The 14,211-nt window shown below is 48.9% G+C and carries 14 protein-coding genes; 12 read left to right on the top strand and 2 right to left on the bottom strand.

The genetic code is table 11. From position 1 onward, the window contains the following. Position 1: 1 nt before the first annotated feature. Complete coding sequence (gene efeO / locus HP567_RS01575; protein ID WP_173611780.1) at positions 2-901, bottom strand: iron uptake system protein EfeO; 900 nt, start codon at positions 899-901, stop codon at positions 2-4. 370 nt (positions 902-1,271) lie between these two features. Here efeO and HP567_RS01570 point away from each other — a divergent pair, with 370 nt between their 5' ends. The 8 genes from HP567_RS01570 to HP567_RS01535 are packed head-to-tail and all read left to right on the top strand — an operon-like array spanning position 1,272 to position 9,808. Next, positions 1,272-2,060: an HAD-IIA family hydrolase gene (locus HP567_RS01570; protein WP_173611781.1), complete on the top strand. Its 789-nt coding sequence runs from the start codon at positions 1,272-1,274 to the stop codon at positions 2,058-2,060. Positions 2,061-2,081: 21 nt separating this feature from the next. Beyond that, positions 2,082-4,166 (top strand): glycerophosphodiester phosphodiesterase family protein, encoded by a 2,085-nt coding sequence (locus HP567_RS01565; protein WP_173611782.1) that lies wholly within the window; start codon positions 2,082-2,084, stop codon positions 4,164-4,166. A 60-nt stretch (positions 4,167-4,226) separates the two neighbouring features. Next, on the top strand, positions 4,227-5,327 hold the full coding sequence (locus tag HP567_RS01560; protein ID WP_173611783.1) for an ABC transporter ATP-binding protein: 1,101 nt from the start codon (positions 4,227-4,229) through the stop codon (positions 5,325-5,327). A gap of 25 nt (positions 5,328-5,352) precedes the next feature. After that, positions 5,353-6,669: an ABC transporter substrate-binding protein gene (locus HP567_RS01555; RefSeq protein WP_173611784.1), complete on the top strand. Its 1,317-nt coding sequence runs from the start codon at positions 5,353-5,355 to the stop codon at positions 6,667-6,669. A gap of 27 nt (positions 6,670-6,696) precedes the next feature. Then, complete coding sequence (locus HP567_RS01550) at positions 6,697-7,584, top strand: carbohydrate ABC transporter permease (RefSeq protein WP_047070124.1); 888 nt, start codon at positions 6,697-6,699, stop codon at positions 7,582-7,584. A 12-nt stretch (positions 7,585-7,596) separates the two neighbouring features. Further along, the gene (locus tag HP567_RS01545; protein ID WP_047070123.1) at positions 7,597-8,400 is read left to right on the top strand and encodes a carbohydrate ABC transporter permease; all 804 of its coding nucleotides are present in this window, start codon (positions 7,597-7,599) and stop codon (positions 8,398-8,400) included. An 18-nt stretch (positions 8,401-8,418) separates the two neighbouring features. Next, on the top strand, positions 8,419-9,240 hold the full coding sequence (locus HP567_RS01540; RefSeq protein WP_173611785.1) for a sugar phosphate isomerase/epimerase family protein: 822 nt from the start codon (positions 8,419-8,421) through the stop codon (positions 9,238-9,240). 1 nt (position 9,241) lies between these two features. After that, a complete protein-coding gene (locus HP567_RS01535; RefSeq protein ID WP_173611786.1) occupies positions 9,242-9,808 on the top strand; it encodes a glycerol-3-phosphate responsive antiterminator in 567 nt (188 codons plus the stop codon). A 109-nt stretch (positions 9,809-9,917) separates the two neighbouring features. On the opposite strand, the gene HP567_RS01530 is transcribed toward HP567_RS01535, so the two are convergent. After that, positions 9,918-10,775, bottom strand: coding sequence for an S-layer homology domain-containing protein (locus HP567_RS01530; protein ID WP_173611787.1), 858 nt, complete (start codon positions 10,773-10,775; stop codon positions 9,918-9,920). 241 nt (positions 10,776-11,016) lie between these two features. Between HP567_RS01530 and HP567_RS01525 the strand changes: the two genes are divergently transcribed. From HP567_RS01525 to HP567_RS01510, 4 genes are all read left to right on the top strand, one after another. Next, complete coding sequence (locus HP567_RS01525) at positions 11,017-12,114, top strand: nitric oxide synthase oxygenase (protein WP_173611788.1); 1,098 nt, start codon at positions 11,017-11,019, stop codon at positions 12,112-12,114. 100 nt (positions 12,115-12,214) lie between these two features. Next, on the top strand, positions 12,215-12,802 hold the full coding sequence (locus tag HP567_RS01520; protein WP_173611789.1) for an RNA polymerase sigma factor: 588 nt from the start codon (positions 12,215-12,217) through the stop codon (positions 12,800-12,802). After that, on the top strand, positions 12,771-13,700 hold the full coding sequence (locus HP567_RS01515; protein WP_229087841.1) for a hypothetical protein: 930 nt from the start codon (positions 12,771-12,773) through the stop codon (positions 13,698-13,700). The genes HP567_RS01520 and HP567_RS01515 overlap by 32 nt, the downstream gene beginning before the upstream one ends. Before the next feature lie 234 nt (positions 13,701-13,934). Next, positions 13,935-14,180 (top strand): ABC transporter substrate-binding protein, encoded by a 246-nt coding sequence (locus HP567_RS01510; RefSeq protein ID WP_370648062.1) that lies wholly within the window; start codon positions 13,935-13,937, stop codon positions 14,178-14,180. The last annotated feature ends 31 nt before the right edge of the window (positions 14,181-14,211 follow it).

Below are 14,211 nucleotides of genomic sequence, written 5' to 3'. Positions count from 1 at the left end.
GTTAGCCTCCTACGATCTTACCCATTTTGGACAATGGCTCAGCCAATGCATCGAGGGACTGACTCAGCTTTTTCACTTGGTCTTCTTTCAATTCGGTGTACAGCACATAGCCGTCGCCTTTGCGGTACGGTGCGAGGGCTTTGTCCAAATCAGCAAAGCGAGTTTCAATTTCACTTGCAAGAGCAGAGTCTTTTGCCGTAACAGCAGGCTTCAATACTTTATAAATTTCGTGAGCGCCTTCCACGTTTGCAGCAAAGTCATACAAATCCGTGTGGGAATAGCGTTCTTCCTCACCAGTCACCTTGCTCGTCGATACCTCGTTCAAGAGTTCAACCGCACCCGTTACTAGCATAGGTACATCAATTTCGACGCTCTCAACCTTCACGCGGAGCTGCTTCACATCTTGCAGCAGTTGATCTGCCACTTTTCCTTGGTCAGCAACCGATTTGGTTTCCCAGAGTGCTTTCTCCAATTTGTGATAGCCGCGCCATTCGTTATCAGGCACATCGCCTTCGCGGGCATCGATCCACGGATCAAAGTCTCCGAGAGATTCAGCGATAGGCTCGATTTTCTCAAAGTAAGCACGGGCTGGAGCATATTCCTTTTTCGCTTTCTCCATATCGCCTGCTTTGACAGCGGTGGTGAAGCCTTCTGTTGCCTTTACGAATTGGTCAGTTTGGTCAACGACCCATTTTCGGTATTGATCAATAGAGGCTTGCAGCTCAGGAGAAGTAGCAGGAGCAGTGCTCGCTGTCGCGGACTGATCAGCAGCGGCAGGCTTGTCAGGCTGCGTAGCTTCCGGTTTTTTCTCTTCAGTTTGTGTTTGTGCGTTTCCGCAAGCAGCGAGTAAGGATGAGCCGAGAACAACTGCGGCGAGTGGATAACTCCATTTTTGAATCATGAAAAGACATCCCTTCATATGATATGAGTGTATAATTATATGATTATATTTCGATAATGAATATCATTATCATCCACAAAGAATTTTACTCTTTCTTAGACAGTTTGCAATCTTTTTTTGGCAACAATCACTTGGTTAGTTTTGGAGTTGTTCACATAAAACCAAAAGTAGCTCAACAATCCCTTAACAATGACCTGTTATGATCGAGCTATCACCCAAATGAATAACGTCTGTAAGTGGGTCGAGACGTGGAGAAAGCCCTCATACAGCAATAGATTTGAAGAAGACCGTTCGATCGGTTTGTTTCTTTGTGCTATTGCCGTGTATGAGGGCTTTTTGTGTTTTCGAATGAAAGGAGCGAGTAAGGGATTTGCTAGATACAGATAGGTACGATGCGTATTTTTTTGATTTGGATGGAACGATTTTTCTCGGGAATGAACTGCTTCCTGGAGTGGAAAAGACACTTGCCGAGCTGCGGGAGAAGCAGAAGAAAATCATGTTTTTGACCAATACGACGGTACAGACAAGAACAGCTTGTCAAACTCGCCTCCAGAATCTCGGATTGACTGCCCGGCGGGAAGAAATCATGACGGCTGCCTATGCAGCGGGATTGTATCTTCAAGAATATGCGGAGCAAGCGCGTGTCCTGATCGTTGGGGAGCCCGCCTTGGAGGAAGAGATTGCGAGCTTTCATATAAAGCAGGTGCAAGATGCGGAGGAAGCTACGCATGTATTGGTTGGAATGGACCGTGGATTTACGTATGAAAAGCTGCAACAGGCTGCTGACGCTGTGCGAAAGGGAGCGCACCTGATCGTAGCGAACCCCGATCCGGTGTGTCCGGTGCCAGGGGGTGCCATTCCTGATACGTGGGCGTTGGCGAGAGCGATTGAAACGGCTGGTGGGGCCTCTGTCTGGGCGATGACTGGCAAGCCGTCCCGGTACTACGCCGAGCAGGTTTTTCAACAGCTTCAAGTACAGCCCGAAAAATGCGTCATGGTGGGTGACCGTTTGGAAACAGACATTTTATTGGGGAAAAACAGCGGCATGAAAACGGCGCTGGTCATGACAGGTGTGACGACCAGTCGCGAGCTGGAAGCCACAGAGATTCAGCCAGATTACATCCTTCCGACGATGGAAGCCATGGTGCAAGTCGAGTAGGAAAACGAGGAGGCATGGGAGATGGAGTTGGGAAAGAGCAGCAAAAAGTGGTTGTGGTCACTAATGGCAGCAAGTCTGGTGACAGGCAGTATTGCGCCTGTGATGGCGCAAAGCGCGGTGAGCAAAACCTTGCTCATCACCGAAGTTGTCAATGATCCCCTTTTTGATGAAAGCACAGGCGAATTTATCGAAATCACCAATATCTCCAACGACCCGATTGATTTGAGTGGATATATGATCGGCGATGAGGAAAAGCGTGGAGGAAATGAAGGGATGCATGCGTTTCCGGAAGGCACCATGATTGAGCCTTACCAGACGATTGTTATTTCCCGCTATGCCGACGGGATCGTGGAACGCCATGGCGTCACGCCCGATTTTGAATTGTTCGATTCCATGGAGGACGTCCCTGAACTGTTGCCGACAGATTGGGCGACAGGCAGCATTTATTTAGCCAATGGCGGCGACCACGTCATTCTGATGGACACTGAGTACAATGTGGTGGATTCAATGGCTTATATGGATGCGAAGGTTCCGGGAGTCACCTCTCATCCGGGAGTCGCTGGGGGGCATTCAATGGAACGCCTGACGGAAAAGGATACAAATGATGCATCCAAAGATTTTGTCGATCAGCCCAAGCCGACCCCTGGTGAGCTGTTGTTTGGTCCGAATGCACAAAAAGACAAGATTCCGGTCTCTGATCTGAAAGACGACGTACTGATTGTCCCTGAGCCTAAGACGGGAATTGTGCTTCCGCCGACGGTGATTGCCATGTACGACAAGAAGTCCGAGATCGATGCGATTCTGGAAGCAGAGGTGTCTTCCGTTTTTATTCCGGTGAAAAAATCCGGGAAGAACGGAGTCGTCACACAAGACGGCACTCCTCTGGACGAGGTGCTGAACGAGATCAAGGGCAAAGCGATTCCGGTGATTCATATCGAGGACAAGAAACTGGTAGCGGAGGTCGATCGCCTGCTCCAGGAAGAGAACCTCACTGATGTGCACATTGTGTCTTCCCGACCGGAAATCGTTCAAGAGATGCGAGAAAAAAACAATGAATACCGTGGTGCCCTCGTGTATGTCGACGGCAAGCTGAACGAAAAGAAACAAAAAGAGCTCGTACGCTCGGCCAGAAGCAGTCGTTCCAATGTGATCGTTCTCTCGCAAACTGCGATGACGGAGGAGGTCATTCGCTACTTCCGCAATCGCGGGTTGTCCGTGTGGGGAATTGATCGGGCGAACAAGAGCCAAGCGAGCGAAATGATCGAGATGGGGGTGGCGGGAGTTGTCTCACACGATCCAAAAGAGGTACATGAGCTGCTCGCTGCGTACCCAGAGAAAAGCATCACGCAGCCTCCGATGGTCATGGCGCATCGAGGTATCCCTTCCTTAAAGCCGGAAAACACGATGTACGCCTTTGAAGAAGCAATGGAGCTGGGTGTAGAAATCATTGAGACAGACGTCCACAAAACAAAGGATGGCCACCTTGTCCTGATCCACGATTTTGATCTGGAGCGTACCACTAACGGGACAGGGAAGGTAAAGGATTTCACGCTAAAGGAACTGCGCGAATTGAACGCGAACAAGCTCGACCCGGCAAATCCTTCCTGGTATCAGCCTGAGATTACCGATGCTGTCATTCCTACCATGGATGAATTGTTGGAAGCGGCCAAGGGCAAAGCGGTGGTCATTTTGGAAGCAAAGGGGATCGGGTACGAAAAGGAAATGGCGAAGGTCATCAAGGAGCACGACATGGTGGAAGATGTGATTGTCAGCAGCTTTAGCTCAGAAGTGTTGGAGCGTCTCGCCAAGCTCAATCCAGAATTGGGACTGGGCTTTACCTTGAGCGGGACCAAGCCAAAGGAACAGCTGGAACAGTATGCCGAAAAGCAGATAACAGACGCGGTACAACTGAATGCTCAATACTTTATCAACCATCAGATTGTCACGCCAGAGCTGATCCGTTTCGCCAAGCATCGGGGAATCATTCTGACCGTGTATACCGTTAACGAGGAAGCAGATATGAAGCGGGCAACCGAGGCGGGAGTCGGCGGGATTATTACCGACTACGCACAAAAACTTTACAATAGCCAAATATTACCTCAGTAAGCAATTGGTATAGTCGAGGGATACGTGAAAAAACAGCGAGAAATTTCAGGGGGGAAAGTCGTGGCTGAAGTGGAATTGCGGCGCATTTCCAAGATGTATGGGGGCCAGAAGGTAGTCAATGAAGTGAGCGCTCGTATTCTGCCAGGAGAATTTTTCGTGCTGGTAGGACCTTCTGGTTGTGGGAAATCAACCACACTGCGCATGATTGCCGGGCTGGAGGAGATCAGCACGGGAGAGCTGTTGATTGGCGGCAAGCCGATGAACCAAGTCCCTCCGAGCGGGCGAAACATCTCCATGGTGTTTCAAAATTACGCACTTTATCCGCATTTGACGGTAAAGGATAATATTTTGTTTGGTTTGCAGGTTCGAAAGGTAGACAAAGCGGAGCAGAGCAAGCGGTTGGAGTGTGTAGCAGAGATGCTGGGCATCGCGCATCTTTTGCAACGCAAGCCGAAGGAATTATCCGGGGGACAACGACAGCGCGTTGCACTCGGACGGGCTATCGTCAGTCAGCACCCTATCTGCCTGATGGACGAGCCGTTATCCAATCTGGATGCCAAGCTGCGCGGGCACATGCGTACGGAAATCCGTCGCTTGCAGCAAGAGCTGGGTATCACGATGATTTACGTTACACACGATCAGGTGGAAGCGATGACGATGGCAGACCGCATGATGGTCCTGCGCGACGGAGAGGTTCAGCAAGTTGGAAAACCGCTCGACGTGTACAACCATCCAGCGAATTTATTCGTGGCGGAGTTTACGGGGGCACCCCCGATGAATACGGTACCTACCATTTGGCGGGCAGGAGATCAGGCAGGGATTGAGTTGGAAGGTCAGCATTTTTTGCCGCTTCCAATGTTTCACGGTATCAAGGACCAGACCCCGGTCGTTCTCGGTCTGCGTCCAGAGTCATTGCAGCCCGCCCTTGAAGGGCAATCTGTCGATGTTTCCTGCCAGTTCCCTGTCACTGTACAGGGAGTAGAGATACTCGGTTCTGAGACCATTGTGGAATTCACCGTGGGAGACAAGCTGTGGAAGGCCAAATGGAACGGGCAATGGCACTGCAAAAGAGGCGAAACCATGCATGTTCGTTTTGATCCAGCCCAGATGAACGTGTTTGATGCAGAAACCGGAAAAAATCTAGCGGTTACGACCAATTGAGAAAAGAAAAGGGAGAGGTACTGCGATGCGTAAAGTTGTCAAAAGCTTGTTTGCGGTCGTCATGAGTATGAGTCTGATCACGGGTTGCTCCAGTGGCAATTCTTCGTCCACGAACAACGCGGCGCAAGGAGCCAATTCGTCAGGCAAAACAGAGCTGTCCTTCTATTATCCGGTTGCGGTTGGCGGTCCTTTGACCAAGATCGTGGACGGCATGGCAGAGGAATTTAACAAAGAAAACCCGGATATCACAGTCAAGCCAGTCTATACGGGGAGCTATCAGGATACAACGACAAAAGTACAGGCGGCTGTACAAGGCAAAACTCCTCCCGACGTAGCGGTGATGCTCTCCACTGAGCTACATACGATGATGGACATGGACGCAATTCTGCCGTTGGACGACTTCATTGCCAAGGATGGCGGTAGCGAATACGTAAATGATTTCTTCCCGGGCTTCTTGGCGAATTCCCAGGTAGACGGCAAGACTTACAGCATTCCATTCCAACGCAGCACCATCGTGCTCTATTACAACAAGGACGCGTTCAAGGAAGTCGGCCTCGATCCAGAAAAACCGCCAACATCCTGGGATGAGCTGGTTTCGTACGCTACCAAATTGAAAAAGGACGGACGCTACGGCGTAGAGATTCCTTCCTCGAGCTTCACGTATTGGATGTTCCAAGCGCTGGCCCTGCAAAACGGCAAGAACTTGATGTCCGAAGATGGGAAAAAAGTGTTCTTGGATACGCCAGAAAATGTAGAAGCTCTGCAATTTTGGGTAGATTTGTCCAAAAAGCATCAAGTCATGCCTGAAGGCGTTAACGAGTGGGCGACTGTGCCTTCTGATTTCCTAGAAGGCAAAACGGCGATGATGTTCCATACGACAGGGAACCTGACGAACGTGAAGAAAAGCGCGAAGTTTGATTTTGGCGTAGCGTTTTTGCCAGCAAAAAAGAACTACGGCAGCCCGACAGGTGGCGGTAACTTCTACATGTTCAAAGGAACCGATGAAAAGAAACAGGAAGCAGCATGGAAGTTTATTCGCTTTATGACCGAGCCTAAGCGCGCTGCTCAGTGGAGTGTCGATACGGGTTATGTTGCGACACGCAAATCTGCTTACGAGGAAGAGACGATGAAGCAATACGTCAAAGACTTCCCTGCAGCAGCAGTGGCTCGCGACCAGCTGGAATACGGACATGCTGAGCTGTCTACACACAATAACGGCAAAGTGACAAAGCTCTTGAACGACACGCTGCAATCCGTGATCACGGGTCAATCCGAGCCTGCGGAAGCATTGAAAAAAGCGCAGGAAGAAGCGGACAAGATGCTGGCGCCGTTCAACAAATAAATCAAGCAAGGCAATGGGGGAGCGACAATGGGGGAACTACGCGCAAAATGGAAAGTGAACATGTACGCCTGGCTCTTGCTCCTTCCCTCCCTCATCTTCCTGCTGTTGTTTACCTTCTATCCGGTTATACAAACGTTCATACTCAGTTTTCATCAAGCGGATCTGGGTTCTCCAGAGCCGTTTTTTAACGGGATAGATAATTATAAACAAATGGTGGAAGATGAAGTGTTTTGGAAGGTGCTGACCAATAATATCTGGTTTGCTATCGGAACGGTGCCGACGAGTGTGGCTCTCGCGCTGGGTATGGCTCTGTTCGCCAACAAGGCATTACGAGGGAAGAGCTTTATCCGCACGGCTTATTTTTACCCGACAGTTGTTCCAATGATTGCCGTGGCGAACATCTGGCTGTTTATTTACACACCGGAGTACGGTGCGCTTAGTCATGTGATGGAGTGGTTCGGAAAAGGCGACATGAACTGGCTCGGCGATCAGAAAAATGTGATGTGGGCGATGATCTTCATGGTCATTTGGAAGGAAGCGGGCTATTTCATGATCTTCTATTTGGCAGGGCTGCAAAACATTTCACAGGAGCTATACGAATCCGCCTCCATGGAAGGGGCATCATCGTGGACGGTTTTTCGCCGCATCACCTTTCCGTTGCTTATGCCAACGACGATGTTTGTCAGTATTATCGCCTTCACCAACTCTTTCAAGCTGGTAGACCATCTGGTGATCATGACCAAAGGCGGGCCGGATAATGCCAGCAATCTCTTGCTTTACTACATATACGAGACGGCGTTTTCCTTCTGGGATCAAGGAATGGCCTCGGCATTGACGATTGTCATGGTCGTGCTGCTCTTGTTAGTTGCTGCTTTTCAGTTTTTTGGTATGGATAAAAAGATTCACTACAACTAAGGGGGATGGCAGATGCTTCGCAAAATCACAACGGTTGGAATGTACGGCTTGGCCGTTCTCTGGTTGTTTCCTTTGCTCTGGGCGGTCTGGACTTCCTTTCGCCCGAGGGAGCTGGCGACTTCGTGGTCGCTCAGTGCAGATTTTACACTCGATAACTTTGCGAAGGTGTGGGACGCAGCACCCTTTGACCAGTACTACATCAATACCTTTTTGATCGTGACCGGTATTTTGGTGGCGCAAATGATCACGGCTACACTGGCGGCCTATGCCTTTGCGAAGCTGCAATTTTGGGGAAAGGATGTGTTGTTTGTCCTGTTCCTGGTCCAACTGATGGTCCCGGCGGATATTTTGATTTTCCCCAACTACAACGTCCTGCGTGACTTGTCTTTGCTGGATACCAAAATCGGCATTATGCTGCCGTATTTCGCTTCGGCCTTCGGGGTCTTTCTGTTGCGACAGACCTTCAAGACAATCCCGCACGAGCTGGAGGAGGCGGCACGGATGGAAGGCTGCTCCTGGTTCCAGATTTTGTGGCGGGTGTATGTTCCGCTAGCGAAGCCGACCTACATTGCGTTTGGTTTGGTCTCGGTCAGCTACCATTGGAACAACTTCATGTGGCCGCTGATAATTACGAATTCCGTGGAAAATCGTCCGTTGACGGTCGGTCTGGCGATTTTTGCCCAATCGTTTGAGACGGGGGCGCAATGGGCCGAGGTAAGTGCAGCGACGGTCATGGTGATTTTTCCGTTGTTGCTGGCATTTTTGTTGTTCCAGCGGCAGTTTATCAACAGCTTCATCCACTCCGGCGTGAAATAAGAGGGAGGGTCATGAATCATGAGAGACAAGGGCTCGTTTTCCGTATCCACCTATGCCTTATTTGATCTATCCTTGCGTGATGCGATTGTTCAGCTTTTGCAAAAAGACTGGAAGGGCATCGAGATTATGTGTGAAGAGAATCATGCCGACCTATTGGACTGGTCCTGGGAGCGGCTGAAAGAGTTGAAGCAGCAGGGAAACGAGGGAGAGATTGCTTGGTCTATTCATGCGCCGATTAGTGGCTGCAATCTGGCGGCGGATGCAGGATCAACCCGGGATCAAACGCTGAACACGATGAAGCGCTGCCTGGAGATTGCCAGCTTTCTCGACTGCACCCACGTCGTGATGCATGCGGGGGAAGTAGAAGATCGACTCGCGGAATCAGAGCGTGCTAGAGGTGTGGAAAATGTGAGTCAGGCAATCCACGTGTTGACCTCTGAGCTGTCCGCAGAGAGCAGAACCATACTGACGGTCGAGAATGTTCCCCCTTACCCAAAAGTGCTGGGGTGGAACGTTGAGGATCTCGTGCGTATATGCCAGCATGTCGATTCGTCTCGTGTGCGGATCGTGTATGACGTAGGCCATGCCCATTTGATTCGTCCGGGATATGCGATCGATGCATTGCAAAAGGTGCTCCCTTATTTATCCGCTCTGCACCTGAGTGATAACTTTGGCAAGCTCGACGATCATTTGGCAGTGGGGGAAGGAACGATCCCGTTCGAGCCTATCCTGTCACTTTTAAAAGACAACGGATTTGCGGGTCATTGGGTTGTAGAGACCAAGCAGCTTGCCTGCGCTGAGGCAAGTGTGGAACGGCTACTGAGGGCAGGAGGCAAATAACATGGACATGCAAACGATTTTGAAAACGAATCCGGTTATTGCGGCAACCGAACAGGATCGCTTGGGAGAGGCGATGGCGTCCAGAGCTTGTGCGATCCTGTTGATGTACGGAAAGCTGACCAAGCTGATGGAGGAAGCTGAAACCATCCGTCAGTCGAGCAAGCCGATTTTTTTGCACACAGACCTCATGAATGGCTTGTCCAATGACAAAGAGGCTTTTCGTTTCTTGTCCACCTATATCCAACCAACAGGCATTGTCACTACCAAAGGACCGATGATTCGCGCGGCCAAAAAGGAAGGGATGCTGACGATCCAGCGAGTCTTTTTGATCGATTCGACCTCTCTCACGACGACGATCAAAAACGTCTTGGAAAACCAGCCGGATGCGATTGAAATCATGCCGGGGATAGCGCCGTCTATTATTTCGTATATCAAGGAGCATTTGTCGCAGCCGATTATTTTGGGCGGGCTGATTTGGAATATGGAGCAGGTCAATGAAGCGTTGAAGGGTGGAGCAGATGCTGTTTCATTGAGTAAGTCGGAGATGTGGAATCATATGAATGTTTAGGAGAATGGGCAGGTGTGGAAGCACCTGTCTTTTTTTCATCTACATAAAAACACCTCCATGCCGGGTTGAGGAAGTGGAGGTGTTTTTATTGAGTAACGAGTTTGATCTTCTATTTGCTCGAGTGTAAGTGCAGGTTGCCTAATTCCTTCATATCCAGATACATTCTGTACAAAATGGTTACTGCTTCTGCGCGGGTTAACATTTCGTTAGGCTCGAACTCGCCATTCCAAGCGGTCATGATCCCTTTTTCTTGCAAGAGAGCGATGTTGTACGAAGTATTTACGCTGTAGGTATCATGGAAGCGATATAAGTCCCCATTTTTCTTGACGATGAAAGGAAAAAGTGTGTTCGTCCGGTTTTTTCCGTCATCATCAAGGCCAAAGCGTCCATCTGAGAGTAAATCGACTTTAGACGGTAAATCTGTATCAGGAGCAATGATAATGGGGATATCACGCATAGACATAATCGTCTGAACCACGGCAGGGTCATCGAGTTCGCCTTCTAGCAACCAAACAGGGAGGACGTTGACTGTACCGATGCGATTTAACTTGGAATCTGGATAGAAGTTGTAGCCGTTTGGAGAAGGAAAAACTGCATTCCACATTTCCATTGTCACGATTGAGCTGATCTCCTTATAGGCCCAGTGGTTTTTCGGCACATCGGCAAAGTGATCAATTTGGTAATGTGGGACATAGTAGTTACCATTCGGATCGAAAGGTCTGTAGCGATCAAACAGGCGATAGATCATCACCGTCATTTCAGCTTTGTCCACCCATCTTCCCGGCTGAAAGCTTCCATCGGGATAGCCGCTGACGACCCCCTTGTCTACCATGAAGGAGATAGCGTCCATTGCCCAGCCATATTGCTTGGGATCGACATCTTTAAATGCTGGTGCAGCCAGTGCTGCAGGTTGCTGAAAGGTCGTTAGTCCAATAATAAGTGCTAATAAGAGGATGAGGCGTTTCATATCCCTTCCTGCCTTTCTTTACCTACTTTGGGTAATCTTTATTTATTCATCGGCGAAAAGACCGTGACGTTACAACTTTTGAACTAGGAGAGCTTTTCCGTAAGTGTTTCTTACAGATATGTGTCCATATGCCTACATGATTGGTAATCAAGCATGAGTAATTTTATAATGTAGGTAACAAAATTCTACGATGAAGAAAATAACAGCGAAGTGACACCCTTCAGCGTGAAAAGAGGGTAATATGGAACCAATTCAATTGATGGAAGCGGCAGAGCAATTTATCCGGACATGCTATCGTGAACTGGACAAGACAACGGACGAAACCGAGCAACGACTGCAAGAAGTACGACAGCTGATTCATCAGCAGGGATACTATGAGCATACGGCCGAGGAGCTTCGTCATGGAGCAAAAATGGCCTGGCGCAATAGCAATCGATGTATTGGGCGATTCTTTTGGGAATCGTTAGTGGTGATAGATGAGCGGCATGTCGAAACAGAAGAAGAGATGGCGCAGGCCATGCTCCGCCACATCGACTTTGCCACCAATGGAGGGAAAATTCGCCCGACCATTACGGTATTTGCACCTGCTGTAGCAGGCAGACTCCCCATGCGCATCTGGAATGACCAACTGATTCGCTACGCGGGATACGAGACAGAGTACGGCGTATTGGGTGATCCAGTTTCGCTTTCGCTGACGAAGCTATGTGAGAGCTTGGGATGGCAAGGGAAAGGCACAAACTACGACGTTTTGCCGCTTGTCGTGCAAATTGGAGATCGGACGCCGCAGTTTTTTGAGATTCCTCAGGAGCTGGTCTTGGAGGTGCCGATCGTGCATCCCGATTTGCCGGGCTTTGCTGACTTGGAATTGCAATGGTACGGGGTTCCTATTGTTTCGAATATGCGCATGGAGATTGGCGGTATCGACTATTTGGCCGCGCCTTTTAACGGCTGGTACATGGGTACGGAGATCGGTGCGCGCAATTTTGCCGATCAAGAGCGATATAACATGCTGCCAAAGGTCGCAGAGGTCATGGGGCTTGATACGAGTAGGGAAGTGACGCTGTGGAGAGACAAAGCGCTTATCGAGCTGAACGTAGCCGTCCTGCATTCCTTCAAGGAAAAAGGAGTATCGATTGTCGATCACCATACAGCGAGCCAGCAATTCAAGCGATTTGAGGAAAGAGAAGAGAAATGTGGTCGAGCCGTTACTGGTGACTGGACATGGCTGGTTCCACCGATCTCCGGAACAGCTACACACATTTTTCACAGTCTGTACGACAACACAGTCCATACGCCGAATTTCTTTTACCAAGACAAGCCGGAGCTCGGCAAAAAATAAGGTCTTCCAATGTCGCGAACATGCTTCGCGGCATTTTTTTGCGTGCGATGTCACATACAGGGTGTTATGGTGCGTTATACCAGTTGAAAGGAGGGAGAGAGTGGACACGAAACAGATAGAAGAACTCGTGGATGAGATCATTCAGGGAGCGGATGACCGCTACGCTATCATTATGAAAAGCTACCAAACCCCGATATTTCACTACTGCTATCACATCTTGGGGAATCGATGCGAAGCGGAAGATGCCGCACAGGAGGTCTTCTTCAAGGCTTATCGCAATTTGAAAAAATACAGTCCAATTATGCCGTTCGCAGCTTGGCTTTATAAAATTGCCTATCACCACTGCATCGATCTCATCAGAAAAAGGAAATGGACAAAGTTGTTGCCATTTTTGATGCAGGACAAAGAGTCTCAATCAGACATCGAGCTGCATATTGAAAATGTTTATTTTAGTGAGGATGTATTTCTTGCCATGCAGACACTCTCGGTAGAGGAAAGAACGCTTCTCTTGCTGCGAGGCGTGGAAGAAAAGACGTACGAGGAAATTTCCTTGATCATGAACAAAAACGCTGCGAGTCTGCGCAAAAAATTCGAGCGTACGGCATCGAAGTTCCGATCCGCTTATTCTCCTTTAGGGAAGGGAGGGTCAGCTCACGATGAGTCGAAACAAATCGCACGAGAGTATTAAGGACCTGTTCAACGACCCGCGTATCCCGCGGGAGATTGATATTAGCCATCAAGTAATGGCAAAAATCAAACGAGAGAAGGAGAGATTTTTTGTGAAGTACAAGGTGAGCATTTTGGTTGCGATCGGATTAATCGCAAGTATTTCGTCGGGGTATGCTGCTGTTCAATTCTATCAGTTGAAGAGCCCGCAAGGTGAGGTGCTGTATCAAGAGAAAGATGTAAAAGAATCAGGCGCCAAAACAGTAAAAGAGCCAGATCAAGAAATGGATGCCTTCTTAAATAAACGTTGGGAAATCGAGGATAATATGGAGCCAGGAACTGCCGCAGCTGTCTACATCGTTCCTCACAATCCTCAAAAACAAATCGTGACGATGACGGCTCCATTTGATTATAAGACTTTGGCTGATGTTAAACAGAAAGTGGGAGATCAGATATTCTTGCCAGAAACTTTACCGGGACGCCATGCTTTTTTGGATGCCCGACTCGAGTTTGGCATCAAGAACGAATATAACAAAACCTCTTTGTATCAGCAGGCGGAAAAAGAGAACAAAGAATACGTCATGCAGCCGTTGGCGTGGACAAATGAATTGGAGTATCTGTACACGACATATCAATCTGGAGAAAGCTATGTTAATTTGAACATCACAAATTATGAGGGAGTAGAAGGAAGTACAACCTATGTAGCCAATCTGGATCAACAGAAAAAAGAGGTAGTCAAAGTAGGACAAATCGAGGTGCTCTATTCAGAGGAAGTCAAAAAAGACCGGACTGACAAGAGCATCGTCTGGGTGATGGAGTACGCTGGCAGGAAAATGCAGTACGAAGTAGTCGCGACTGGGGATGTATTGACCAAAGGAAACATCAGCGAGTTTGTAAATGCCATGATGCCGAAAAAATAAAGCTACCAATGTCGCGAACATGCTTCGCGGCATTTTTTTATGCCGGGTTATAAATGGTATCACGGACCATGCTATGGGAAACCCGTATTTTAAAGGGAAGCTGGATGGTATCGAAAGCGTGGGCGACGGAACATCGCTAGAAAAAGTACTTTACTAAAATAGCTCCAACGGTAGTGATTCCATACGCCAAGGGGATCTGATGCGTTTGGGCACAACTTTGGAAGGGGTGGAGACATCCTTTACGGCGAATTCCAGTTAAAGGCTCCGAATGCCGTACAAAAAGAAACCATTGATAGCAATACAGGCTGGGCGGAGGTCTCGCTTGATACACTACCGGACTTTGCGGGAGACTACATTTTTACCAGTGCATGGTCTGGAGATGATGCCAATCCGGAGGCTGTATACAGTACGGACGTTTGGAAAGGCTTGTCGGCAGTAAAAAATAACAACGTAGAAGAAAAACCCCCGAAACACATGTAGCAAGTATGCTCTGCTACAAGTATTCGGGGGT

The organism is Brevibacillus sp. M2.1A, from assembly GCF_013284355.2.
Taxonomy (GTDB): Bacteria; Bacillota; Bacilli; order Brevibacillales; family Brevibacillaceae; genus Brevibacillus.
This window is presented reverse-complemented; position numbering and strand designations above follow the sequence as displayed.